General features: G+C 35.3%; 23 protein-coding genes. 9 read left to right on the plus strand and 14 right to left on the minus strand.

Going from position 1 to position 24,170, the window contains the following annotated elements; all coding sequences use genetic code 11:
* Window positions 1-81: 81 nt before the first annotated feature.
* The 3 genes from C245_RS0114625 to C245_RS0114635 form a co-directional block, all read right to left on the minus strand.
* On the minus strand, window positions 82-714 hold the full coding sequence (locus C245_RS0114625; RefSeq protein ID WP_017497353.1) for a hypothetical protein: 633 nt from the start codon (window positions 712-714) through the stop codon (window positions 82-84).
* 8 nt (window positions 715-722) lie between these two features.
* Window positions 723-1,217, minus strand: coding sequence for an RNA polymerase sigma factor (locus tag C245_RS0114630; RefSeq protein ID WP_017497354.1), 495 nt, complete (start codon window positions 1,215-1,217; stop codon window positions 723-725).
* Between the two features lie 214 nt (window positions 1,218-1,431).
* Entirely contained in the window at window positions 1,432-2,493 is a 1,062-nt protein-coding gene (locus C245_RS0114635; protein ID WP_017497355.1) for a DUF3810 domain-containing protein, read from the minus strand.
* Between the two features lie 178 nt (window positions 2,494-2,671).
* Here C245_RS0114635 and C245_RS0114640 point away from each other — a divergent pair, with 178 nt between their 5' ends.
* A complete protein-coding gene (locus tag C245_RS0114640) occupies window positions 2,672-4,132 on the plus strand; it encodes an aminoacyl-histidine dipeptidase (RefSeq protein WP_017497356.1) in 1,461 nt (486 codons plus the stop codon).
* A gap of 79 nt (window positions 4,133-4,211) precedes the next feature.
* On the opposite strand, the gene C245_RS0114645 is transcribed toward C245_RS0114640, so the two are convergent.
* The 5 genes from C245_RS0114645 to C245_RS0114675 all read right to left on the minus strand — a co-directional run bounded on the left by C245_RS0114645 (window position 4,212) and on the right by C245_RS0114675 (window position 9,810).
* Window positions 4,212-5,519, minus strand: a complete 1,308-nt coding sequence (locus tag C245_RS0114645) for a DUF389 domain-containing protein (protein ID WP_017497357.1) — start codon at window positions 5,517-5,519, stop codon at window positions 4,212-4,214.
* Window positions 5,520-5,716: 197 nt separating this feature from the next.
* Window positions 5,717-6,490 carry a carboxypeptidase-like regulatory domain-containing protein gene (locus C245_RS0114655; RefSeq protein ID WP_017497359.1) on the minus strand — a complete coding sequence of 258 codons (774 nt, stop codon included), beginning with the start codon at window positions 6,488-6,490 and terminating at the stop codon, window positions 5,717-5,719.
* A gap of 250 nt (window positions 6,491-6,740) precedes the next feature.
* Complete coding sequence (locus C245_RS0114660; protein WP_017497360.1) at window positions 6,741-8,648, minus strand: DEAD/DEAH box helicase; 1,908 nt, start codon at window positions 8,646-8,648, stop codon at window positions 6,741-6,743.
* A gap of 204 nt (window positions 8,649-8,852) precedes the next feature.
* Window positions 8,853-9,431 (minus strand): non-canonical purine NTP diphosphatase, encoded by a 579-nt coding sequence (locus tag C245_RS0114670; RefSeq protein WP_017497362.1) that lies wholly within the window; start codon window positions 9,429-9,431, stop codon window positions 8,853-8,855.
* On the minus strand, window positions 9,397-9,810 hold the full coding sequence (locus C245_RS0114675; protein ID WP_017497363.1) for a DUF2809 domain-containing protein: 414 nt from the start codon (window positions 9,808-9,810) through the stop codon (window positions 9,397-9,399). The genes C245_RS0114670 and C245_RS0114675 overlap by 35 nt, the downstream gene beginning before the upstream one ends.
* Before the next feature lie 172 nt (window positions 9,811-9,982).
* Here C245_RS0114675 and C245_RS0114680 point away from each other — a divergent pair, with 172 nt between their 5' ends.
* A complete protein-coding gene (locus C245_RS0114680; protein WP_017497364.1) occupies window positions 9,983-10,387 on the plus strand; it encodes a hypothetical protein in 405 nt (134 codons plus the stop codon).
* 53 nt (window positions 10,388-10,440) lie between these two features.
* Here the strand turns inward: C245_RS0114680 and C245_RS23110 are convergent, their stop codons facing one another.
* From C245_RS23110 to C245_RS0114695, 3 genes are all read right to left on the minus strand, one after another.
* The gene (locus C245_RS23110; protein WP_017497365.1) at window positions 10,441-10,914 is read right to left on the minus strand and encodes a hypothetical protein; all 474 of its coding nucleotides are present in this window, start codon (window positions 10,912-10,914) and stop codon (window positions 10,441-10,443) included.
* A gap of 120 nt (window positions 10,915-11,034) precedes the next feature.
* Window positions 11,035-12,546 carry an FMN-binding glutamate synthase family protein gene (locus C245_RS0114690; RefSeq protein WP_017497366.1) on the minus strand — a complete coding sequence of 504 codons (1,512 nt, stop codon included), beginning with the start codon at window positions 12,544-12,546 and terminating at the stop codon, window positions 11,035-11,037.
* 33 nt (window positions 12,547-12,579) lie between these two features.
* Window positions 12,580-13,362, minus strand: a complete 783-nt coding sequence (locus C245_RS0114695) for an NYN domain-containing protein (RefSeq protein ID WP_017497367.1) — start codon at window positions 13,360-13,362, stop codon at window positions 12,580-12,582.
* A 203-nt stretch (window positions 13,363-13,565) separates the two neighbouring features.
* Here C245_RS0114695 and C245_RS0114700 point away from each other — a divergent pair, with 203 nt between their 5' ends.
* From C245_RS0114700 to C245_RS0114720, 5 genes are all read left to right on the plus strand, one after another.
* Window positions 13,566-14,015: an Rrf2 family transcriptional regulator gene (locus tag C245_RS0114700; RefSeq protein WP_017497368.1), complete on the plus strand. Its 450-nt coding sequence runs from the start codon at window positions 13,566-13,568 to the stop codon at window positions 14,013-14,015.
* 20 nt (window positions 14,016-14,035) lie between these two features.
* Window positions 14,036-14,557 carry an azurin gene (azu, locus tag C245_RS0114705; protein WP_017497369.1) on the plus strand — a complete coding sequence of 174 codons (522 nt, stop codon included), beginning with the start codon at window positions 14,036-14,038 and terminating at the stop codon, window positions 14,555-14,557.
* Between the two features lie 88 nt (window positions 14,558-14,645).
* Complete coding sequence (locus C245_RS0114710; RefSeq protein ID WP_026110073.1) at window positions 14,646-16,883, plus strand: nitric-oxide reductase large subunit; 2,238 nt, start codon at window positions 14,646-14,648, stop codon at window positions 16,881-16,883.
* A 22-nt stretch (window positions 16,884-16,905) separates the two neighbouring features.
* Window positions 16,906-17,637: an iron-sulfur cluster repair di-iron protein gene (gene ric / locus C245_RS0114715; RefSeq protein WP_017497371.1), complete on the plus strand. Its 732-nt coding sequence runs from the start codon at window positions 16,906-16,908 to the stop codon at window positions 17,635-17,637.
* A 135-nt stretch (window positions 17,638-17,772) separates the two neighbouring features.
* Complete coding sequence (locus tag C245_RS0114720) at window positions 17,773-18,981, plus strand: hypothetical protein (protein WP_017497372.1); 1,209 nt, start codon at window positions 17,773-17,775, stop codon at window positions 18,979-18,981.
* A 158-nt stretch (window positions 18,982-19,139) separates the two neighbouring features.
* Here C245_RS0114720 and C245_RS0114725 read toward each other — a convergent pair whose 3' ends face one another.
* From C245_RS0114725 to nirK, 3 genes are read right to left on the minus strand one after another with little or no spacing between them, the layout of a single operon-like run.
* Window positions 19,140-19,742, minus strand: coding sequence for an SCO family protein (locus tag C245_RS0114725; protein WP_026110074.1), 603 nt, complete (start codon window positions 19,740-19,742; stop codon window positions 19,140-19,142).
* Between the two features lie 16 nt (window positions 19,743-19,758).
* A complete protein-coding gene (locus tag C245_RS0114730; RefSeq protein ID WP_017497374.1) occupies window positions 19,759-20,499 on the minus strand; it encodes an SUMF1/EgtB/PvdO family nonheme iron enzyme in 741 nt (246 codons plus the stop codon).
* Between the two features lie 51 nt (window positions 20,500-20,550).
* Complete coding sequence (nirK, locus tag C245_RS0114735; protein ID WP_017497375.1) at window positions 20,551-21,996, minus strand: copper-containing nitrite reductase; 1,446 nt, start codon at window positions 21,994-21,996, stop codon at window positions 20,551-20,553.
* A gap of 295 nt (window positions 21,997-22,291) precedes the next feature.
* Here nirK and C245_RS0114745 point away from each other — a divergent pair, with 295 nt between their 5' ends.
* Entirely contained in the window at window positions 22,292-23,551 is a 1,260-nt protein-coding gene (locus tag C245_RS0114745; RefSeq protein WP_017497377.1) for an aminotransferase class I/II-fold pyridoxal phosphate-dependent enzyme, read from the plus strand.
* 117 nt (window positions 23,552-23,668) lie between these two features.
* Window positions 23,669-24,151 carry a hypothetical protein gene (locus C245_RS0114750; protein WP_026110076.1) on the plus strand — a complete coding sequence of 161 codons (483 nt, stop codon included), beginning with the start codon at window positions 23,669-23,671 and terminating at the stop codon, window positions 24,149-24,151.
* Window positions 24,152-24,170 lie beyond the last annotated feature (19 nt).

The following is a 24,170-nucleotide window of genomic DNA, read 5'->3' on the forward strand; positions in this document are numbered from 1 at the left end:
CTTTCAAGTTTCAAGTTTCAAAATGAACTTAGTAACTTGGTTTCTTAGAGCCTTAGTGCCTTAGTTTCTTAGCACCTCTTATCAGAAATCAATTTTCTTAAGCTCCTTATAATTTGCATATAACCTGCGTAACAGCGTTCCGTAAAGTAATCTGTAAATACCCCAAAAGATTCCGAAAAGAACCAGCACAAGCAATACCAATGCGCCGATTGAGAACAGCATTGCTTTTCCATTTAAGGCTAATTTTTCTCTAATAATTGCCATGTCCGGATTGTAAACATATCCGATGAAAAAGCTGAGTATAGACGAAACCACAAGCATACCTAAATTGTACCAAACATAATACTGAACCGTTTTTCGGGTTTTTAGAATGCTGCTCATCAATAGTTTGGTAGAAACAGTGGTCGTGATCGTTTTATAGTTTTTATAGAAAAAGTAGATAAAAACAAAAATTACGATATAATTAAAATACAATAAAATATCCATTACCAGAATGATCTCAGGATGATTCATTTTCTTTAGATCAGCATCTACATTTGAAAAGTAGTTCGAGATGGTCCAAAACAGTACTTCCAAAATGCTGATAATTAAAATCCACTTCACGATGGAAGATGATTTTTTGTGAATCATTTTGTAGATTTCCTTTTCCGATATTTGTTCAAAAGAATCCGAGTTCTTTTTCCAGTCTTTTTTTAATAAATCCAGTTCTTTCATAATAATTTTTAAGGATTTAGTATTTTTTTAAGTTTCCCTTTAATTCTGTTCATTTTCACACGAGCATTCACTTCGCTGATTCCTAAGGTTTCTGCTATTTCTTGATAATCTTTGTCTTCTAAATACATAAAAACTAATGCTTTTTCGATGTCATTAAGCTGATAAACCGCTTTGTACATCAATTTAATCTGTTCTTCTTCTTCATAATTGTAATCAACATCTTTTATAAAATGCTGATGACTTTCATATTCTACGGTTGATACGGTTCGTTTAGTTTTTCGGTATAAGGTAATAGCGGTGTTTAAGGCAACTCGATACGTCCAGGTCGAAAATTTGCTGTCGCCTCTAAATTTTGGATACGCTTTCCAGAGCTGTATGGTGATTTCCTGAAACAAATCTTTGTGAGCATCTTCGCCGGCAGTATATAATCTACATATTTTGTGGATTATATTCTGATTTGCCTGCAATTGCGTAACAAATGACTGTTCTAGATTTTCGCTCATAAATTTATTAGTAGTGTTGAAATCTATTTTGTTACAAGGTACTGTTTATTTTTTTTTGCTTGCCACAGATTATAAAGATTAAATCGATTTTTGTCTTAAATCTGAGGTCAGGGTTGTTTACTATTATTTATTTCAACTAAAAGCATCTGAAGGAAATCTTTTTAATTTCTAATAATCTGTGGCTAAAAACCCCAGTGTAATTTGCAGTGATTTTTTATAATTCTCTGGTTTTATAATAATTCACCATTAAATCTACAAATTTACTATAACTCTCCAAGCCGTCTTTCTGATGATTTATTTTTAAAAAATTATCATAGAAAACATGAAAGCCTTTATCAATAAAAGTATCATATTGTTTCCAGAAATCCTGGCTTTCCTGATAGTTTTTTAGAATTCCCGGATGGATTTGTTTTTTTAATTGTTTAAAAATAGTTTCATTTTTAACTTGCCAGATTCCTAAACAATAGCGTAGGGCAAAGCTGTAGCCGGAGTATTTATAATACAAATTATCATTTTTAACCGAAGCCAGAACCCCAATAAAATTGCACTCACTTTCGCTGGCAAACCCCATTTGATGTGCCATTTCATGACAGGTCGTTACGGGAAAATTATACATAGGTAATAAATCATTGACCTGTGCTTCATTAGTGAACGGATTAAGATAACCTCCAAAGCCCATATAAGTTAATGGCAGACTAAAGAGCGATTTTTTAACGCTCGGAATCTCGTAGCTGAAATAATGGTATTCTTTTGCCAGATTTTCATATCCGTTTAAGTTCATTCTAAAAGCTTCATTTTGAGTGTATGGAAAGACAATTTTAGCGCTGTCATTTTTAGTTATAAGAAGTTGAATCTCGTTCGTTTTTAAGATTAATTTCTTTGTAAAAACTAATAAGTCGGCATCACTATATTCCTTTGTGATTTGCATTTTTTCAAATAGAGGTTCGCGATAATAATTGAAGGCCCAGAGGAGATGGAAGAAAAAGTAAAAAATGGAAATTTTACCCAGCATCGTTAAAACATGATCTTTCCAATTTGTTTTCCATGTTTTTCTAATCTTCCAAAACCAGCTTATCGCTGATAAAATTAAAATAGCATAAATGCAATCGCCTACAGAGAATGAAACTTTACCTAAAAGTGTTCTGGAAAAATGTGAAATTCTAATGTATAAGTTGTTGCTGTAGAGCCCTTCTACAAAATCAGGAAAAAAGGGGAGGATTTTTAAGAGGATAATCTGAACAACAAGAAATAGGGGTAAGATGTATTTCGATTTCACAATTTTAGTTTTGAATTACGTAAATATAAATACAATATTAGAACTAAAAAAGAGGCATTTTGCGGAATTTGTTTTTTAGCTATTAGATTAATGCTAATTCGTGAAATTTGTGACGAAAATAGCATTTAAACTTTGTAACTTTGGGGCACTTAATTGTTAAACTACAAACAAAAATATAATGAGTCAGGAAATTAGAAATCTGGAACCAAAGGCACTATGGAATAAGTTTGCCGATTTAAATGCCGTTCCACGTCCGTCAAAAAAAGAAGAGCGTGTAATTGAATTTATGAAAGACTTTGGAAACAGCTTAGGTTTAGAAACTTTTGAAGACGAAATCCGAAATGTAATCATCAGAAAACCGGCAACTCCGGGAATGGAAAATCGCAAAGCAATTGTAATGCAGGGACATTTGGATATGGTGCACCAAAAAAATGCAGATACTGTTTTTGATTTTGATACTCAAGGAATCGATATGTATGTTGATGGTGACTGGGTTCGTGCGCGTGGTACAACACTTGGTGCGGATAATGGATTGGGAGTAGCGACAATTATGGCAATTTTAGAAAGTAAAGATATTCCGCACCCGGCTATAGAAGCTTTGTTTACAATTGATGAGGAAACCGGAATGACCGGAGCCCTGAATCTTAAAGGAGGTATTTTACAAGGACAGATTCTTTTGAATTTAGATACAGAAGAAGATGATGAGATTGATATCGGCTGTGCCGGAGGGATTGATGTAACCGCTACAAGAACTTATAATGAAGAAGAAGTTCCGGAAGGATCAGTTGGACATATTATTACCGTAAAAGGGCTTAATGGAGGCCATTCAGGTATGGATATTAATAAAGGATTAGGGAATGCTAATAAGATCATGAACCGTTTGCTGTTTGATGCTTTTGAAAATTTCGGATTACAGGTAGCGGAGATTAATGGAGGAAGTTTAAGAAATGCAATTCCGAGAGAAAGTGTCGCCAGAGTAATTATTTCTGAAATGTTTGATGAGGCGTATATTTTTGATATGCAGGAAATCATCAATGACATTAAGGCGGAGTACAAAACGACCGAACCTAACTTATCTATTGAAATCGTAAAATGCGACTTACCGGAGAAAGTAATGGATTTAGGTGTTCAGGAAGGTATTATTCGTTCTATTTATGCAGCTCATAACGGAGTATACAGAATGAGTGCTGATATGGAAGATTTAGTAGAAACATCAAACAATATTGCGAGAGTAATTGTAAAAGATGGCGAAATAACCATTGGATGTTTAACACGTTCTTCTGTTGAGACTTCGAAATTTGACTTGGCTAATGCTTTGCGTTCTGCTTTTGAATTAGTAGGTTGTGAAGTGGAGCTTTCGGGTTCTTACCCAGGTTGGACACCAAACGTAAATTCTGAAATCTTAGATACTTTGGTTGGAATTTATGAGAAACAAAATAACGAGAAACCAAAAGTAGTGGCTTGTCATGCAGGTCTGGAGTGTGGAATTTTAGGAACAAACTATCCGGATATGGACATGATTTCTTTCGGTCCGACTATTCACGGGGCGCATTCTCCTGATGAGAGAGCGAGCATTTCATCAGCTCAGAAATACTGGAAATTCGTATTGGAAATCCTTTCGAACATTCCTGTTAAATAATAATATTCAGTCTCAGTTTGCAGTCGCAGTCGCAGTATTCGGTTTTAAAAAACTGCAAACTGCGACTGTAAACTGAAAACTAATTTTGCTGATATACTTCAACGGAATCTTTGGCAAGTCTTTCTTTTAGCCATAGTTTCATTTTTTGTTTGGTATCTGAATCAATTTTTTTCTTGCTTTGAAAAAGAACTACAGGGATTATTTTCGATTTATTGGGCTCTTCTTCAATATTGTAATTACCAATTTTTAAAGACGTAACAGCAGGAAAAAGTATTTTTGCTTCGTTATTAATCTGAGTAGTATTGAATTGATATTGTTCTAATTGATTTCGAAGACTATTGATAAGGATGTCTTTTTGATCGACTACAGTTTGATTGTTGTTGATCTGATTCATAATATCCTTTCTTAAATTAACGGTATCTTGTCTGATAATCAATTTAGTATTGGGAAGATCATACTCAGTTAATTTTTTATTAAGATTGATAATTTCCCCATCATTAAATTTTTTGGCTAAAAAAGCCAACTCGATTCTTCTGGGGGTAGTATTGTATTTGATTTTTTTATAGATAATAGGATAGTCTTTATCGAGGAATTCCTTTTGTATAAAAATTTCGGTTCTGGAAGTGTAGCTTTTTTGAATATACAATTGATAGGCAAAATAGATACTAGGCACAATTAATAGTGAAATGAGCAGTGTAATTCCATACTTCACTCTCTTTTGCTGTTGTAGATCCAGTTGTTTTGTAACGGGGTAATTTAAGAATTTTACGATCACAAAAGTGGCAATGCAAATGAATACGCAGTTGATGGTGTAGAGATAAAGGGCACCAAAAAAGTACGCATAATTTCCAAGTGCCAGTCCGTAGCCTGCAGTACAAAGGGGCGGCATAAGAGCAGTTGCAATCGCTACACCCGGAATTGGATTTCCTTTTTCTACTCTGGTCACAGCAATTACGCCTACTAAACCGCCAAAAAAGGCAATAAGAATGTCATAGATATTTGGAGAGGTTCTAGCGAGTAATTCGGATTGCGCTTCTTTAAACGGACTAATATAGAAATAAATAGCCGAAGTGCTTAAACTTACCACTGTTGCGATCAGCAGGTTTTTCATGGACTTTTTCAGAAGTTCAAAATCGTACATTCCCAAACCAAAACCGGCACCAACAATAGGTCCCATTAAAGGCGAAATAAGCATGGCGCCAATGATAACCGCTGTAGAGTTAACATTTAGTCCTACAGAGGCAATAATAATGGCGCAGGCAAGAATCCAGATGTTTGATCCTCTAAAAGAAACCGCGCCGGTTATGTTTTCGATTACCGATTTTTTATTTTCTTCTCCTTTTTGAAGATCGATAAAATTTAAAATTTTCTGGGTAATATCTGTCATGGTCTTTACGGTATTATTTGATGTAAACTGGATTCTCAATAGTCGCAGAATGTCTAATTTACTCAAAAAAACAATGAAAACCTTTAATTATTTGAAGAAACTAAGGTTGGTAAAGTTATTTGACTCGATTACAGAACAAAAAAATCCCCAATTTTAAAAATTGAGGATTTGGTATATTTTAAGCTAAGAGTAATTTTCTAATTCCTTTTCAATACTTTATATTGTTCATAACATCCGCTAATGGCATCCATAATCTGCAAATCATTTGCTGTTTGTATAAAGGAATCTGAATAGTTACAACGTTGCAGTATATCAGGGATTTCGTCTTTGCTGATCCCTAAAAGTACGGAGACCGTTTCGCGATCAAATTTTGATTCCAACAGATTGCGAACTGTATCGTCCTTTCGCATTTCCTTCAGCTTCTTGAGTTCTTTTGCATTTTTACCAAAGAAATTGTAGAGCATATCGGCGGGGTTGAAAATAGAACCTAATACTTTACCGAAGGCATTTGGTGAATATTCACCAGCTTCATATCCTTGTGTAAGACCGGAAATACTATAACGGTAATTTTCTTTGGTCGGAATTAATTTTGAATCGACTTCAAGGTAACCGGTTAAATTAAAAGGAGCAATAATTACTTCTTCCAGTGCAATTGCTTTTTCGGTAAGCTGAATTCGGGTTACTTTATTTTTAATCCAGTCATTAGTTACTCTGACCCTTAAAGATTGAAAACCTAAAATTGAGAAGTGAATAGTATCGTTAAGCTGAACATCAATTTCAAAATATCCTTTAGCATCAGATTTTGCACCACGTACTTTGTTTGTGTTGATGATATTTACATTAGAAAGAGGTTGTTTACTATTGTCGTTGATAATGTAGCCTGAAACTCTTTGCGGAACGGAAGACTCAGTGTCTTGCGCGAAACCGATGGCTGATAATAGCGTAAAAAAGAAAACTGCGAAATATTTCATATCCTGATTTAAAGTTCTAAAAGTAGTAAATCACGATTAAATATTTTGCAGTCTTCGAATATAATTATAAGAAAATTAACAAAGGCAATAGTGTAGCTTTTAGTATTTAAATAAAAAGTGAGAAGGAAGTTTGAATTACATTGTAAGGGATGACAAAACTCACTTGTAGAGGGGGAGATTTTAATAAAAAAATCCCAAATTCCAATTATGTTCGGAATTTGGGATTTTGTATTTTTAAGATATTAAAGTATTAATCTCTTCTTGGTCTTCTTGGTCTTGAAGAATCACCAAAGCTCTCAGAACGTCTTGGAGCTCTGTCTGAACTTCCTTCGCTTCTTGGAGCTGAGCTTCTGAAGCCGCCTTCTCTTCTTGGTGAAGAACCTCTTTCACTTCTGAAACCACCTTCTCTTGGAGCAGAGTTTCTGTCGCTTCTGAATCCGCCTCCTGAACCTTCACGTCTTGGAGCAAAGTTTCCTTCTCTTCTTGATCCGCCAGAACTACGTCCACCACCACTGCGTCCGTTATGGTCACGTCTTCCGCCACCGTCATTTTTAGAAATTTCAACATTAATACGACGTCCTTCTAATTGTACGTTGTTTAATACTTCCATTACTTTTTCAGTATGCTCAGGATCTGTGTTGAAGAAAGAGAAGCCTTCTTTTACATCTACCTTGAATACGTCATCACGACCTAAGTCTAATGTTTCTTTCAGGTAATCTTTAAGTGACATCCAGTCGAAGTTGTCTCTTGAACCGATGTTTACAAAATAACGAACTGCCCCGTTGTTGTTGAATTCTCTTGGTTCAGAATCGTTTCTTTCGCGTCTTTCACCTGATTGAGTTGAAATATCTCTGTTCTTTTTGTAATAAGCGATGAAACGGTTAAATTCTACCGATACCATTTTCTTAATCAATTCTTCTTTAGATAAACCTTCAAGAACATTGTTGATTGCTGGTAAGTAGTTGTCAATTTCGTGATCAACTTCAGTATCTTTAATTTTGTTTGCTAAGTGCAACAATTGAATTTCGCAGATTTCGATTCCGGATGGAATTGATTTTTCTTCGAATTTTTGTTTGATGATTCTTTCGATAGAAGAAATTTTACGCAACTCACTTTTTGTAACAATTACAATAGAAGTTCCTAATTTTCCTGCTCTACCGGTACGACCTGAACGGTGGTTGTACGTTTCGATTTCATCAGGTAATTGGTAGTTTACAACGTGTGTTACGTTATCAACATCAATTCCACGTGCAGCAACGTCAGTAGCAACAAGCATCTGAATTTGTCTTCCACGGAACGATTTCATTACCCCGTCACGTTGTGCCTGAGATAAATCTCCGTGCAACGCAGCAGCGCTATATCCATCTTCAATTAATTTTTCGGCTACAGCCTGAGTATCTCTTTTAGTACGACAGAAAACCACAGAGAAAATGTCCGGGTTAGCATCGGCTAAACGTTTTAAGGCTTCGTAACGGTCACGTGCATTTACTAAGTAAAATTCGTGAGAAACCGTTGCAGAACCTGAATTTTTAGTTCCAACTGTGATTTCTAATGGTTCGCTCATGAATTGTTTTGCAATTCTGGCAACCTCTTGTGGCATTGTTGCAGAGAACAACCATGTACTTTTTTCGTCTGGAGTATCTGATAAAATAGAGCAGATATCGTCATAAAATCCCATGTTTAACATTTCGTCAGCCTCATCAAGCACACAGTAATCTATGTTTTTAATGTTAACCAATCCTCTGTTAATCATGTCTTGCATTCTTCCCGGAGTAGCCACAATAATTTGTGCTCCTCTTTTTATTTCTCTTGCTTGCTCTGTAATACTAGCCCCGCCGTAAACTGCTACAACATTAATACCTTTCTCGTATTTTGCGTAGTTTTTAAGTTCGTTGGTAATCTGTAAACAAAGTTCTCGTGTTGGCGATAAAACTAATGCCTGTGTATTTCTGTTGTCAGCATCAATTTTTTGAATTAGCGGAAAACCGAAAGCTGCCGTTTTCCCTGTCCCTGTCTGAGCCAACGCAACCATATCTGTGTCTTTTTCCAATAATAGGGGAATCGCCTTTTCCTGTACCTCTGACGGATTTTCAAATCCTAGATCTAAAATCGCCTTCAGTAACGATTCATTCAATCCTAATTGTTCAAATTTATTCATATGTGTATTTAAAATAGGGTGCAAAATTACTGTTAATTATTCAGATAAACTAATGCTCTTTTAAGAATTATGTATTTGTTATGATTTGATTATCAAAAAGTTATGTTTGGTGTAAAATCATTTTTATCGAAAAATGAAGAATTCTCTAAAAAAAAACGTCACGAAATATCAATTTTGTACTCTAAAATGTTGTATTTTAAACAATTATTTGGTTGAATTCAGAAAATCAATTAGTTGCTGAGTTGCTTTTCCGCGATGGCCTATGGTATTTTTTACTTCTCGGGGTAATTCAGCAAATGTTTTAGTATAGTTTTCAGGCTGAAAAATCGGATCGTACCCAAAACCCTGATCTCCTGTTTTTTCCAAAGCGATAGTTCCTTTTACAATTCCCGTAAATAAATGCTGTTCTCCTTTTAAGTTTAAAGTAATAACGGTCTTGAACTGGGCGCTGCGGTCTGGTTGGTCTTTTAAGGCTTCTAACAGTTTATTCATGTTGTCATCGTCATTGCGTTGCTTGCCTGCATATCGGGCTGAATATACCCCTGGTTCACCATTTAAAGCAGTCACTTCTAAACCTGAATCGTCGGCAAAACAATCGTATCCGTATTTTTCCGTTACATAATTGGCTTTCAAAATGGCATTTCCTTCAATGGTGTCTGCTGTTTCTTCTATGTCTTCAAAACAGCCAATTTCTTCAAGACTTACTATTTTTATGCTTTCAGGAAGAATACTTTGAATCTCCTGGATTTTATTTTTGTTGTTTGATGCGAATACGATTTTCATAGGTAGTATAATTTAGTATGATTTTTTCGATGATAAAAGCCGTTACAATTCCCAATGTATAGGCAAGAAGGTCGCTCCATAAAAAGCCTTGTCCCAGAACATATCTGCCAAAAAGAGTTTTCCTAAGCGTAATCATCCAATCTGCCTGATAAAGCTGAAGAAATTCTATTCCGTAGCAAATGGTCAATGAAATTATCGCAGTAATGGAGGTTTTTTGGTTAAAAAATAAAATTCTGACTAATAAATAGATCATGACGGCATACAGCGCATCTCCAAAATAGAGCGGAATGATTGCAATTTTTCTGGAGAGAATTCCACAGCAAATCACACAAAGAAATGCAAATAGGTAGTAGATTCTTGGCTTTTTCAATTTTAACATGGCATTTTAAGTGAAACAAAGATAGGAATAAGGTGGTAAAATAGTAAGCGTTTGATACAATCGAAAAGTTTAAAGAGGGCTGTTTTTTTCCAGTTTTAGAAATTAGAGAGATTATTAGTATCTTGAGATGCTTTTAGAGCTTAATGAATTGTAAAAAAATAAAAAAAATAGGATGAAGAAAATAATACCAGCCTTATTTGCCGCGGCCTTAGTAATGTCATTGGTTAGTTGTAAAAATACAAAGCAAAAACTCCAGGAATATGTAGTTACCTATAATAAGAGTACAGCCAAGAGTTTTCATGAAGAAAACATAACGCTTACTACAGCAAGAGGTTATCTTGAAGATGATAAAATTGAATTGAGGTTTGAAACCAATTTAAAAGAAAATGAATCGAATAAATCGGCAGCTGTTTCGTCATTTCCAATTTTGTTGAAAAAGATGATAAAAGAGAACAAAATTCCTCAGGAATTGATTGAAGAAGGAGTAAGGTTCGATACTTACTTTTTGGCTGATGACAATACGGTTTTGGCAAAAGAGGTTATAAATAAAGAAGCCCTTCCGAATTTGTTAAAATAAGAACAATAGTGGATAGGGCTTTTATTTCTTTATAATTATTAAGTTTTTGTTTTTTAGAGATACATTAGATAAACTCTGATTTTGCTATTGTCATAGTTGTAGGTACCATCTTCGTTTCTTGGTCCAAGAACAGAGGGAAGATTGACTTCAAATGTCCAGCTTGCTCCAAGGGTTAATCCGTTAACGGCACGGATTTGAGTTCCTCCGGCTCCTAATGCAAAATGAAAGAAACCGCTTGAATTGATACGATAAAATCCAATAGCAGTTCCTGCAGGAATTGTTTCGCCCGTCCACTCTCTCTGTGTAGTGAATTTCTCCACCCAATGTTTACCTGTAATGGTTTCCATTTCGCGGAGTGAAATTTTTGTGGGATGTAGTAAATATTGAACATAGGCAACGGTTTCGTAGCAAACACCATTAATGTATTCCGAAACATTTTTAAATCCGTGAATAAAATCATTTGCCAGATTTTCTTTTTGATGGTGATCAAGCATTTCTATGCGATAGCCTTTGGGTGTTAATGGCATTGATTAATTTGTTTAGTGGGTTAAAAGATTAACGATTTATCTTAGTGGTTAAATAAGTTAATATCTATACAAATGTAATAAAAAAGCTATGTATTGGTTTTTGTTTTATAAGTATTTTTTTTAATGTTTTGTTACATTTGTTAAGTTGTCCGGGAAATAGTTGTCAGATAAATTGCCAAATTCATCACCCCGCATGAAAATATTAATATCGACTTCGCTAAAACTTTTTTTACCCGCTGCCGCTAGAAGTTCGTTGGCAGAATGTAAGGTGTTTTTATGAAAGTGATACACACGATCGGATTTATCGGTTACCACCAGGCCTTTCATGAGCATTTTGTTTTGAGTGGCTACTCCGGTCGGGCATTCGTTATTGTGACAACGCAAGGCTTGAATACAGCCTAATGAAAACATGAAACCACGTGCGCTATTGCACATATCGGCACCCAAAGCTATTGCATGGAGAATGGAATAGCCGGAAATGATTTTTCCGCTTCCAATAATGCGGATTTTATCGCGAATGTTTAAACCAACTAATGTTTTGTTTACAAATATTAGTGCAGGTTCAAACGGCATTCCTACGCCATCAGCAAACTCTAATGGAGCAGCTCCGGTACCTCCTTCAGCACCATCAACTGTAATAAAGTCAGGGAAAATATTTTCGGTAATCATTTCGTGGCAAATGGCTTCAAATTCGGCAGTATTTCCGATACATAATTTAAAACCAATAGGTTTTCCGTTGGACAGTTCGCGTAATTGTGCTACAAAACGGATAAGGCCTTTGGTGTCTGAAAAGGCATGATGTCCCGGAGGAGAAAGAATGGTGGTGTGAGGTTCAACTCCTCTGATTTTGGCAATTTGTTCGGTATTTTTTCTCGCTGGAAGTACACCGCCATGACCTGGTTTTGCTCCTTGTGAAAGCTTAATTTCGATCATTTTTACATTAGGAAGATTGGCTTTTTCGGAGAACTTTTCAGGACTGAAGTTGCCTTCAGCGTCCCTGCAGCCAAAATATCCGGTGCCAATTTGCCAGGTGATATCGCCGCCACCCGCAAGATGAAATTCGGTTAAACCGCCTTCTCCGGTATTCTGATAGAAATTTCCTTTTTGAGCACCAATATTTATGGCACGAACGGCATTTTCACTTAGCGAACCGAAACTCATTGCCGAAACATTAAATAACGAGGCCAGATAAGGTTGTTTACAGTCTTTTCCGCCCACCAGTACACGAGGTAATTCCTCGTTAACTTTTGCAGGAAAGATGGAGTGTTTTATTCCTTCGTAACTGTCATGATTCAGATTTTGCTGCGTTCCGAAAGGCGTGTTTGAATCGATGTTTTTAGCCCTTTGATAAACCATAGAGCGCTGGTTTCTGGAGAATGGTTTTCCGTCAGTTGATCGTTCAATAAAATACTGTTGGATTTCGGGAGCAATCATTTCAAATAAATATCTGAAATAGCCCAAAACCGGAAAGTTTCTTAAAATTGCGTGTTTTTTTTGAGTAGCGTTGTAAATACCTACCACTAATAATATAGGTAGAATAATCACCAGTAAAAAACCTCGTTTCGTGTAAAGATAAATGGCTAAAACAATTAGAAACAATAAGAATCCATAGATGAAGAATTTTTTTCTCATGTTTGCAAGTATTTAAAGAGTAATAATTTATAATCAATTGAATCGCAGGCGTACATAAACGTGCTTAATTCCTTTTTTGTCCGATTCTCTTTCGTCGATTTCAAGAATATCGGTCAGTGATTTTAACATAGGAGTAAGTTTTGAAAAGCCATAATTTCTAGGGTCAAATTCTGGTTTCTTCTTCACAATAAGATTTCCAACATCTCCTAAAAATGCCCAGCCATCGTCGTCTTCAATATCTTCAATGGTAGCCTCGATAAGGTCAATGGTTTGTTTGTCAATCTTATGCAGTGCTTTTTCAGCCGGTTTTTCGGCTGGTTTTTTAGTGTCGGTTGTAGTTGTAACTTTGGGTTTCTTCTTCTGAATAGCGCCGTCCAGAACTTCAATGTATATGAATCTGTCGCAGGCAACAATAAAAGAATTTGGGGTTTTCTTTTCTCCAATACCAATTACTTTCATACCGGATTCTCGTAATCGAATGGCAAGACGTGTAAAATCGCTGTCGCTGGAAACAATGCAAAAACCGTCTAGTTTTCCGGAGTAAAGTAAATCCATTGCATCGATTATAAGAGCAGAATCGGAGGAGTTTTTCCCAACAGTATAGCTGTATTGCTGTATAGGAGTGATAGCATGTTCAAGTAAAACACCTTTCCAGCCGTTAGAATTTGGTTTTGTCCAGTCAGCGTAAATACGTTTTGTGGTCGGTGTCCCAAATTTCGCAATTTCTTCCATCATTCCTTTTACATTGCTGTAGGGTACATTGTCGGCGTCAATCAGAACGGCCAATTTTAAATCTTTTGAGTTGCTTAATGGCATGTCTTAGAGATTAATTTTTTTTAAGTACTTTCAAAGTTAAACTTAAAATTTGTTTTTTAGGAATTTGGTGCTGAATAAGTGTTTTAGAGCGTCTTAATTATTTTGGTTATAAATAAGCATTTCTTTGTTGAATTTTAATTAAAGATAATTTTGTCTTTTATAATAAAAATAAATACATTTGTAAAGAATTAATCAATCAGTATATGTTTTCAAAAGCGTGTGAGTACGGAATTAGAGCTTCTATTTTTATAGCAACCAAATCTTCTAAAGGTATAAGAGTTGGAATAAAAGACGTTGCCAAAGAGATAGATTCACCAGAGCCATTTACTGCTAAGATTATGCAGATTTTGACAAAAAACGGCATTATACATTCGGCAAAAGGAGTAGGAGGAGGTTTTGAAGTTTCGGGCGAAGCTCTGAAATCGATAAAATTAATTCAGATTGTAGATGCGATAGATGGTGATAAAATTTACAAAGGCTGCGGTATTGGACTTAAAGAATGTTCAGAACAGCATCCTTGTCCCGTTCACCATGAATTTAAAAAAATAAGGGGTCTTCTTCTGGAAATGCTTACTAAAACAACTTTAGAACAGCTTGCTTTAGGGGTAAAATCGGGTGATTTCTTTTTGAAAACATTGATTACAAACGATTAATATTTAATAAATACCTTAAAATGAATACAAAAACCAAAATTTCACTAGTTGCCTTAATGGGACTTTTAACGATAACTTCCTGCGGAAAAAAAGAAACGGCGCCAGTGGAGCAGCCAACAGAAGTAAATAATACTGAGTCAGAAGGTGTACAACCTGAAGCAACTGTAGAAAATGTTTTAGTCATTGAAGGAAATGACCAAATGCAGTTCAATAAAAATGAATTGAAAGCTGTGGCAGGAAAACCAATTAAACTCACATTAAAACATGTTGGAAAAATTCCAAAAGAAGCAATGGGGCACAATTTGGTTATCCTTCAGGAAGGAACAGATGAAGCGGCTTTTGCTTTAAAAGCAAATGAGGCAAAAGCGACTGATTATATTCCGGTATCTGAAAAAGCTTCAATTATTGCCCATACAAAATTACTGGGAGGTGGTGAAGAAGATACGATCGAATTTACAATTGATAAAAAAGGAACTTACAAGTTCATTTGCTCTTTCCCGGGTCACGTGGCGATGATGAAAGGTGTATTAATTGTTGAGTAAATAGTAAAGAACTCCAATAGGTAATGAGATTGGAGTTTTTTTTAAAACTAATAAAGGATAAAATTATCTTTTATTGAAGCGAAAAGAAATGAAAAGAGAAAAAAAATTATGGATCGTATTTGCATTGGTAATGAGTATATCATTTGCAGTACTGGGTTATTATGGTTACGAAATTTACCAACAGGCACCACCACTTCCTAAAAAAGTGATTTCTGAAAGCGGAAAACTTATTTTTTCTGAACAGGAAATTAAAGACGGGCAAAATGTATGGCAAAGTATAGGCGGTCAGGAAGTGGGATCTATCTGGGGACACGGAGCTTATGTTGCCCCTGATTGGACTGCTGATTGGCTGCATCGGGAAGCGCTTTTTATATTGGATAAATTTGCGAAAGAAGATTTTAATAAAAAATTTGTGGAGCTTGATGCTGAGAAACAAGCAGCATTAAAAGTTCGTTTGCAAAAAGATTTACGAACCAATCGATACAATGCAGCTTCGGGTGTTCTTACAATATCTGAAAATCGTGTGGCAGCAATTAAAAATCTAAGTGAATATTATAAAGGACTGTTTACAAATGATCCTCAGTTTGATAAATTAAGAGAAGAATATGCGATTCCGAAAAATTCGATTAAAGATGAAGTAAGAATGCAAAAAATGAATGCATTCTTCTTTTGGGCCACCTGGGCAACGGTTACCAATCGTCCTGATTCGGATATTTCGTATACGCACAATTGGCCTTCAGATGAATTGGTCGGAAACAAAGCTACTAAAGAACTTTTAGCCTGGTCAGGAGTTAGTATTATTTTATTGATTCTGAGTATCGGAATCTTAGTTTTTTATCACGCAAAATCTGGGGAGGAAGAAGAATTTCCGCTTCCAAAAGAAGATCCGTTAATTAAACAGGGAAAAACACCCTCGATGAGACTGGTTGTAAAATACTTTTGGATCGTTAGCTTATTAATGATTCTGCAAATGCTATTCGGAATCATAACAGCGCATTATGGTGTGGAAGGAAATGGTTTGTATGGAATTCCTATTGATCAGATTTTGCCTTATGCAGTCACACGTACCTGGCATACCCAATTGGCTATTTTTTGGATTGCAACGGCCTGGCTGGCAACAGGATTGTATATCGCGCCGGCAGTTTCAGGGAGAGATCCAAAATATCAGTGCTTCGGAATCAACTTTTTGTTTGTCGCCTTATTGATTATTGTTTTAGGTTCAATGGCCGGGCAATGGTTTGGTGTGATGCAAAAATTAAATTTAGTACAAAACTTCTGGTTTGGACATCAGGGCTATGAATATGTTGATTTAGGCCGCTTCTGGCAGATTTTTCTTTTAGTTGGATTGTTTTTATGGTTAACATTAATGGTCAGACCTTTAATTCCAATTCTAAAGAAAAAAACGCAGGAAAAAAATCTCATCATTTTGTTTCTAATTTCTTGCGCGGCAATTGCCATGTTTTATGGTGCCGGATTAATGTGGGGGCGACAAACTAACCTTGCCATTGCAGAATATTGGAGATGGTGGGTAGTGCACCTTTGGGTTGAAGGTTTCTTCGAAGTATTTGCAACCGTTGTTATGGCTTTCTTATTTGTTCGATTGGGATTGTTAAAAACAAAAACGGCAACATTAAATGTTTTGTTTGCCACCATAATTTTCATGTCTGGCGGAATTTTGGGAACATTTCATCACCTGTATTTCTCAGGTACTCCAACAGCAATTATGGCCTTGGGAGCTACTTTCAGTGCACTTGAAGTAGTGCCTTTAACCCTAATAGGATTTGAAGCCTACCAAAACTATAAAATTTCCAAATCGACTCAGTGGATTGCAGATTATAAATGGCCTATTTATTTTATGATTTCGGTGGCATTCTGGAATTTTCTAGGCGCTGGGATTTTCGGATTCATTATTAATCCGCCCATTGCACTTTATTATGTACAAGGCTTAAATACAACTCCGCTTCACGGGCATACGGCTTTGTTCGGGGTTTATGGAATGTTAGGAATTGGGCTTGTATTGTTTGTGCTGCGAAGTTTATACAGAAACGTAAACTGGAACAACAAACTGCTTAAAATTACTTTCTGGTCGCTAAATATAGGACTGTTTTTAATGGCCATATTGAGTTTACTTCCAATTGGAGTGTGGCAGGCAATTGAAAGCATCGAGCATGGAATGTGGTATGCCCGCTCATCAGAATTGATGCAGCAACCGACTATGATTACATTAAAATGGCTTCGTGCTATTGGAGATTCTATTTTCGGAATAGGGTTTATTACTATGGCATGGTTTGTATTTGATCTCACATTAAAAAATAAAATAAAATAAATAAAATTTAAAATTGATTATCATGGAAAATTTAAAAAACAAAACAATAGGATCATTTGTGGCGGAAGATTTTAGAACAGCTGCTGTATTTTCAAAATATAAAATCGATTTTTGTTGTAAAGGAAACAGAACAGTAACGGAAGTCTGCGAAAAACAAAATATAAATTCTGATGCCTTAATACAAAGTGTTTATGAGGTTTTAGAATCAGAAAATAATGGTGTAATCGACTTTAATTCATGGCCTTTAGACTTACTGGCAGATTATATTGAGAAAACACATCATAGATATGTTGAAGAAAAATCACAAACTCTGCTGGCTTTTTTAGATAAATTATGCAAGGTTCATGGTGCCAGTCATCCGGAATTGTTCAGAATAAATGAATTGTTTATAGGATGCGTCGGCGAATTGTCTCAGCATATGAAAAAAGAAGAATTGATTCTATTTCCATTTGTAAAAAGAATGGTAAAAACGAAAGAAACTGACGGCATTCTGCATCAGCCTTCATTTGGAACGGTATCAAATCCAATTGCAATGATGATGCACGAACACGATAATGAAGGAGAACGTTTTAGAGAAATTGCTTCTTTGACAACAAACTACACCCCTCCGGCAGATGCCTGTACAACTTATAAAGTAACTTTTGCGATGCTTAAGGAATTTGAAGAAGACCTGCACAAACACATTCATTTGGAAAATAATATACTATTTCCAAAAGCAGTGCTTTTAGAAAAAGAATTTGCTGAAGTAGAATAGAAATAAATGTAAACAAGGAGAAGAACACCGATAAATGTCAATAAACAGATTGTTATCGGTGTTTTTTACGCTTATAAATCGCCTGTTATTTGTTACTTTTAATGAATTGGGTTTAGCTCAAAAAAAAAGCACAATATGAATTCTCAAAAAACCTGGATTATTTGCTGTTTTTTTAACTTTCTGATTGCCTGTTTATTCGGATTGTTAATGCGGTTGATGTATCTTTTTTCTTTAGATTTTATAAACTACGGTTTCCTGCTTCATGCACATTCTCATGTTGCAATGCTGGGCTGGGTCTATCTGATAATTTATGTTTTGGTTGTTCATTTTTTTATTCCAAAGGAGAAAAGGTGTAAACCGGTTTACAATCGTTTATTTTGGCTGACAGAATTTTCAATTATCGGAATGATGATTGCCTTTCCTATTCAGGGTTATGCATTGTTTTCGATTGTCTTTTCGACGCTGCATATTTTGTTGAGTTATGTTTTTTGCCGATTGGTGTGGAAGGATGGTGAGACTGAAAAAACGCCGGCGCTAAGATTTTTAAGAACGGCTGTTTTGTTTATGGTTTTGTCTACTTTTGGAGTATGGTGCTTAGGTCCGGCTGTGAGTATACTTGGCAAGCAAAGTGCTTTTTATCAAATTGCCATACAGTTTTTTATACATTTTCAGTTTAATGGCTGGTTTTTGTTTGCTGTTCTGGCATTGTTTTTAAAACAATTTCAACAGAAAATAGATGAAATTCAATTCAAAAGATTTTATTCCCTTCTCATTATTTCAACACTTTTAACTGTTTTTTTTCCGGTTCGCTGGTTTATAGAAAATAATGTTTTAAACTACATAAATGCTTTGGGTGTAGTGCTGCAGCTGTTTGCTTTTGTTTGTTTCTATAAAATGCTTCGACCTCAAATAACTAGTTTTAAAGCAAGTTTAGATGCAACCACAAAAATGGTTTATGGTTTGGCTCTTTTCTCTTTAGGATTGAAGGTTGGTATTCAATTGCTGACGATCATTCCTGATATCACTGAGGTTTCGCATCAAATCAGAAATTTTGTGATTGGCTTTATTCATTTAACCACGTTAGGAATAATCACCGGATTTTTATTTGGAATTTTACTTCAGAAGAATATTCTTTCCGGTAATTCTTCTATCTTAAAAGTGGGAGTAAAAATATTTATTTTGGGATATATGGCAACAGAAATTCTGCTTTTCTTTCAGGGCGGGCTTCTTTATTTTGGAAGAGGAATGATTTCGGGATATTACGAGAGTATTTTTGTTTTCAGTTTGCTTTTGGTCTTGGGATTAATTTTAATTATGGCCTCAAAAATAAAAGATTACTCATAAATTAGGCCTCATAGAGATTTGATATTTTGTAGAATGCTTATTTAGTAAAGGCAGAAGTGTTTCGGGTAGTATTTTGAATTGGGCTTAGTTATAAAAAAAAACAAGAGACGATCCATTCCAAAAATCTTCTCTTGTTTTCATGAATCAAAATGGGTAACCTAATATAATTTTTCTGCTTCCTGATTGATGGTTGTTATTGTTTTTTCGTTATTTACCCCCAGACCTTCTTGTTGAAATACTAATTCTCCGGCGGGATTAAATACACTGATAATGTTTGAATGAGAAAAATCTATCGGAGATATTTGTTTGTAATTAACCGCTAAAACAGCTGCAAATTCACGAGTGTTTTCTTCTGAAGATCGGAGAAAGAGCCACGGATCCTGGTTCATTTGGTTAGCAATGGCAAAACTTTTCAATTTTTGAGGAGTATCTGTTTTGGGATCAATGCTTACTAAAATTAGTTTCACATGTTGCTTGGTTTTTTTATTTAGTTTTGATTCAATATCTCTCATGTCTGCCACTAATCTTGGACAGGCTGCTTTACAACTGGTATAAATCATAACCATAACAAGCACATTCCCTTTAAGGCTTTTCAATTCGATATCTTTTCCATTGTGATTAGTCCATTTTGAGGGTAAATTATAAATTGATAAATCACTAACTTCTTTGTTTGCACTTTCCGGAATTTGTTTTTTCTCTGATTCTTTACAAGCCTGCAAAGAAAATAACAGGATAAAAAGTACTGGTATTATTTTTTTCATTTGAAAATAATTTAAATTATTGTTTGTTTTTTTTATCACTTGCACATCTAAAACCCAGATTTCGCGTTGAATATTGCGCTTTAAGACTTCCTCTGAAGGTATATCGCATAAAAGCAGCATAATCCATCAAATCAGTCGCATTTACGGAGGCACTTCCACAGAATAAATTGGTATCGCTGCTCTTGTCTTTTCGGGATTCACCGGATAAAAATATACTGTTAAAGTCAGAGGTCCATTCCCATACTAAACCATGCATGTCATAGACTCCCCAATAATTTTTAAAAGTTTTTCCAACTTCATTGTTATTGGTTTTGGACTTTTCGTACCAGGATAAAATGTATTTATTGAATTCTTTTTTGGTTCTGGCGTCGACTTTTTTTTCATCAGCCATAGCCACATATTCCCATTCATCCATTGTCGGTAATCTTTTTCCCTGGCATTCGCAGTATTTTTTTGCTGCGAACCAGGAGATACTGGTTACAGGGGATTTTGGATTAGCATTTCCAAAGTTTAAATCGGAAGCCCAATAGGATAAATAACTTTTGTCAGCAAAAATCCCTTTTATTTTCGATTTACTATAGGGAGGATTTTTTTTGATAAAATTTAAAAAATCGGTATTTGTAACGGGATAAACATCTATATAAAAAGATTTTACAAGTACAGGTTTTTGGGAGGTGGCTCCGTAAAGAGGGACAAATGAGCCCTCTTTTATCGGAACCATCCCATTTTTCTGAGCTTTAGATAATCCGGGTAGCATCAGGAAAAAAGTAAGGATGAAAAAGTATCTTTTCATATCGAGTAATTGCTGTTATCGTAGTGCTTTTACCATTTCAGGAGTAATCTCGGTTTTATTATTGCCCCAGCTGTGGTAGATATAAGTTAAAACGTTTGCTATTTCATCATCTGTTAGGTTTTGAGCAGGCATCACGTTGTTGTATTTTTTCCCGTTTACACTTACTTCTCCGGTTAAACCATGTAATATTGTTTTAATGGCACGCTTAGAATCGGCATTTAAGTAATCTGATTTGGCAAGAGGAGGGAAAGTACTTGGAATTCCTTGTCCTTCAGATTGATGACAGGCAAAACAGGTTGTTCCAAAAATTTCTTTTCCAATTTTTACTTTTTCTTCAATAGTACGTTTTGGTGTAGCTACTTTTGCAGTTGAATTTCCGGGCATTTTTTGAATAGTTCCTCCCTCAGGTAAATATATACCTTCCTGAATGGTTCCTGAATAAATACTTTTGTTCTCCTTTCCTTCAACTTTAAGCATTCCTAATGCACCTTTGTTAAAGGCTCTAAAAATAGAGTGGTCAACCAAAATAAAAGTTCCCGGAGTTTCGACTTTAAAATCGACAATGGCAGCACCACCGGCCGGAATTAAAGTAGTCTGTACATTTTTATTAATAGTACTTCCGCCTTCGACATGTACATTGTCAAATATTTCGCCAATTACGTGAAAGGAAGAAACTAAGTTCGGACCTCCATTTCCCACATACAAACGAACAGTTTCGCCTACTTTTGCAGTCAATTCATTTCCGTTAGTGAGCGCTCCTACTTTTCCGTTAAACACAACATAATCTGGAGTTTCTTTTACTGCTTTATTCATGTCAAATGCCTGAAGACCCTTGGCACCGTATTCGCCCTGCGTATAAAAATCTCCCTGCATAACATAGTATTCTTTATCAACCGGAGGAAGTCCGCCTTCAGGTTCAACCAATATCAAGCCATACATACCGTTTGCAATATGCATCCCTACTGGCGCTGTTGCACAATGGTAAACATACAATCCGGGGTTGATTACCTTAAAGCTAAATACTTTTTCATGTCCTGGAGCTACAAGAGAAGAGGTTGCACCTCCACCGGGCCCGGTTACGGCATGTAAATCGATGTTGTGTGGTAGTTTGTTGTCAGGATGGTTTTTTAAGTGAAATTCTACTTCGTCGCCAACACGAGTCCTGATAAAGCTTCCCGGTACAGATCCGCCAAAGGTCCAATAGGTGTATTTTACACCATCTGTCATTGTACCTTCCTGCTCTTTAATTTCCATGTTTAGCTTCAGTCTCATTGCTGTTCTGTTTCCAACTGGTTTTGGTACATGAGGGGGAGATGTAAGCTCTGCATTCATTTCTCCTTCAGTTACAATAGCAGCATAATTTGTTGCTTCTTCTTTTTTACAGCTTCCTAAAAAGAGAGTAGTAATAAGTAAAGAGAAAAAGAGGCCGCTTTTAATCGAAATGATATTTGTTTTTTTCATAAGTCCGTGGTTTTATTCTGGTTTTAAATTTAAATCAAAAATAAAAGACCAATTTGTCTTTTATTATGATAAAAATCATATTTTTGTTTTTTTTAGAGCTTGAATTAATTGAATGAATTTTTAGATTTTTATAAGTTTAATTTTATTAAAGCTACAATTGCTTTTAAGAGAAATTTTCCTAAAGATTGAATTCCGATTATTTTTTAAGAAAAATAAATGGCAAACCTGATTTTAGAATAATAATCATTAATTTTGCACCCTGTATAAAATAAAAATAGTACTACACAAATATATTATGGTAAAAGATTTATTCGAAAGAATTCAGGACAATAAAGGACCATTAGGAAAATGGGCTTCTCAGGCAGAAGGCTACTATGTTTTCCCAAAGTTAGAAGGAGAGTTGGGTCCTAGAATGACATTTCACGGAAAAAATATTTTAAACTGGAGCTTGAATGATTATTTAGGTTTAGCTAATCATCCAGAAGTTCGCCAAGCAGATACAGATGCTGCGATTCAGTTTGGTGCTGCTTACCCAATGGGAGCTCGTATGATGTCTGGACATACAAAATACCACGAACAATTAGAAGAAGAATTGGCTGCTTTTGTAATGAAAGAATCAGCTTATTTATTGAATTTTGGTTACCAGGGAATGGTATCTATTATTGATGCTTTGGTTACTAAAAATGATATCATTGTTTATGATGTTGACTCTCATGCTTGTATTATCGATGGTGTACGTTTGCATATGGGGAAACGTTTTACTTACAAGCACAATGATCTTGAAAGTATGGAGAAAAATCTTCAACGTGCTACAAAAATGGCTCAGGAAACGGGTGGAGGTATTTTATTTATTACCGAAGGTGTTTTTGGAATGCGTGGGCAACAAGGAAAATTGAAGGAAATTGTTGCAATGAAACAAAAATACAATTTCCGTTTGTTAGTGGATGATGCACATGGTTTTGGTACACTTGGTAAAACAGGAGCCGGAGCAGGTGAGGAGCAGGGGGTTCAGGATGATATCGATGTTTACTTCTCGACTTTTGCAAAATCTATGGCTAATATCGGAGCTTTCGTAGCGGCTGATAAAACTGTAATTGATTACTTAAAATACAACTTACGTTCGCAAATGTTTGCTAAAGCATTGCCAATGATCCAAACAATTGGTTCGTTGAAACGTTTGGAATTGTTGCGTAATTCGTCTGAAATTAAAGATAAACTTTGGGAGAATGTAAACGCATTACAAAACGGTTTAAGAGAAAAAGGATTTAACATTGGAGATACGAATACTTGTATTACTCCGGTTTATCTGGAAGGAAGTATTCCTGAAGCGATGGTAATGGTAAACGATTTAAGAGAAAATTATGGTATTTTCCTTTCTATTGTTGTTTATCCGGTAATTCCAAAAGGGATTATTTTGTTAAGAATGATTCCAACAGCTTCTCATACATTGGCTGATATTGATGAAACGTTAACTGCTTTTGAAGCGATTCGTGAAAAATTAGTAAACGGAACTTATAAAGAAATCGCTGAACGTACCACTGTTGACGTTTCGTAAAACTTTAAAGAAATAAATTCCTGATATGGGAATTATATAAAAGAATCCATTCGTTATACGAGTGGATTTTTTTTATTTGGGGTACTTTTATCATTCAAAATCAGTAAAATATCAATTATGAAAAAAGTAATAGTAATATCCATGATAATGCTCACTGTTTTTATTTCCTGTAAAAAAAAGACTGATACCGATCCGGTGCAGATAGCACCAAGTCCGCCAAAAGAAGCTGAGATCGCAGAACCGGCAGGAGATCAATGTTATGCATCAAGAACTCGTAATAGCGTGACTGAGATGAGTCTTAATGTCAATTCTAATCAAGAAGTAAACGGGAAACTAAGTTATAACATATCAGGAAAGGATAAAAACGAAGGAACTTTGATTGGTAATATGAAAGGTGATACGTTAATTGCAGATTATACTTTCATGTCTGAAGGAGTTACATCTGTGAGGGAAGTTGCATTTTTGAAAAAGGACGGAGCTTTTATTGAAGGCTATGGCGATGTGATAGAAGCAAACGGGAAGTTCTCTTTTAAAGATAAAAAACAGTTGAAATTTGATCAGAAAAATGTTCTGACAAAAGTAGATTGCAAAGTAGAGTAAGCTTTAATTGTATTAAAAA

Origin of the sequence: Flavobacterium sp. WG21 (genome assembly GCF_000335775.1) — a bacterium.
Classification (GTDB): domain Bacteria; phylum Bacteroidota; class Bacteroidia; order Flavobacteriales; family Flavobacteriaceae; genus Flavobacterium; species Flavobacterium tructae.

Bases quoted from the DNA above. Each gene is read 5' to 3' on its own strand.
- C245_RS0114625 (WP_017497353.1), bottom strand. From the start codon at position 714: ATGAAAGAACTGGATTTATTAAAAAAAGACTGGAAAAAGAACTCGGAT.
- C245_RS0114630 (WP_017497354.1), bottom strand. From the start codon at position 1,217: ATGAGCGAAAATCTAGAACAGTCATTTGTTACGCAATTGCAGGCAAAT.
- C245_RS0114640 (WP_017497356.1), top strand. From the start codon at position 2,672: ATGAGTCAGGAAATTAGAAATCTGGAACCAAAGGCACTATGGAATAAG.
- C245_RS0114645 (WP_017497357.1), bottom strand. From the start codon at position 5,519: ATGACAGATATTACCCAGAAAATTTTAAATTTTATCGATCTTCAAAAA.
- C245_RS0114655 (WP_017497359.1), bottom strand. From the start codon at position 6,490: ATGAAATATTTCGCAGTTTTCTTTTTTACGCTATTATCAGCCATCGGT.
- C245_RS0114660 (WP_017497360.1), bottom strand. From the start codon at position 8,648: ATGAATAAATTTGAACAATTAGGATTGAATGAATCGTTACTGAAGGCG.
- C245_RS0114670 (WP_017497362.1), bottom strand. From the start codon at position 9,431: ATGAAAATCGTATTCGCATCAAACAACAAAAATAAAATCCAGGAGATT.
- C245_RS0114675 (WP_017497363.1), bottom strand. From the start codon at position 9,810: ATGTTAAAATTGAAAAAGCCAAGAATCTACTACCTATTTGCATTTCTT.
- C245_RS0114680 (WP_017497364.1), top strand. From the start codon at position 9,983: ATGAAGAAAATAATACCAGCCTTATTTGCCGCGGCCTTAGTAATGTCA.
- C245_RS23110 (WP_017497365.1), bottom strand. From the start codon at position 10,914: ATGCCATTAACACCCAAAGGCTATCGCATAGAAATGCTTGATCACCAT.
- C245_RS0114690 (WP_017497366.1), bottom strand. From the start codon at position 12,546: ATGAGAAAAAAATTCTTCATCTATGGATTCTTATTGTTTCTAATTGTT.
- C245_RS0114695 (WP_017497367.1), bottom strand. From the start codon at position 13,362: ATGCCATTAAGCAACTCAAAAGATTTAAAATTGGCCGTTCTGATTGAC.
- C245_RS0114700 (WP_017497368.1), top strand. From the start codon at position 13,566: ATGTTTTCAAAAGCGTGTGAGTACGGAATTAGAGCTTCTATTTTTATA.
- azu (WP_017497369.1), top strand. From the start codon at position 14,036: ATGAATACAAAAACCAAAATTTCACTAGTTGCCTTAATGGGACTTTTA.
- C245_RS0114710 (WP_026110073.1), top strand. From the start codon at position 14,646: ATGAAAAGAGAAAAAAAATTATGGATCGTATTTGCATTGGTAATGAGT.
- ric (WP_017497371.1), top strand. From the start codon at position 16,906: ATGGAAAATTTAAAAAACAAAACAATAGGATCATTTGTGGCGGAAGAT.
- C245_RS0114720 (WP_017497372.1), top strand. From the start codon at position 17,773: ATGAATTCTCAAAAAACCTGGATTATTTGCTGTTTTTTTAACTTTCTG.
- C245_RS0114725 (WP_026110074.1), bottom strand. From the start codon at position 19,742: ATGAAAAAAATAATACCAGTACTTTTTATCCTGTTATTTTCTTTGCAG.
- C245_RS0114730 (WP_017497374.1), bottom strand. From the start codon at position 20,499: ATGCTACCCGGATTATCTAAAGCTCAGAAAAATGGGATGGTTCCGATA.
- nirK (WP_017497375.1), bottom strand. From the start codon at position 21,996: ATGAAAAAAACAAATATCATTTCGATTAAAAGCGGCCTCTTTTTCTCT.
- C245_RS0114745 (WP_017497377.1), top strand. From the start codon at position 22,292: ATGGTAAAAGATTTATTCGAAAGAATTCAGGACAATAAAGGACCATTA.
- C245_RS0114750 (WP_026110076.1), top strand. From the start codon at position 23,669: ATGAAAAAAGTAATAGTAATATCCATGATAATGCTCACTGTTTTTATT.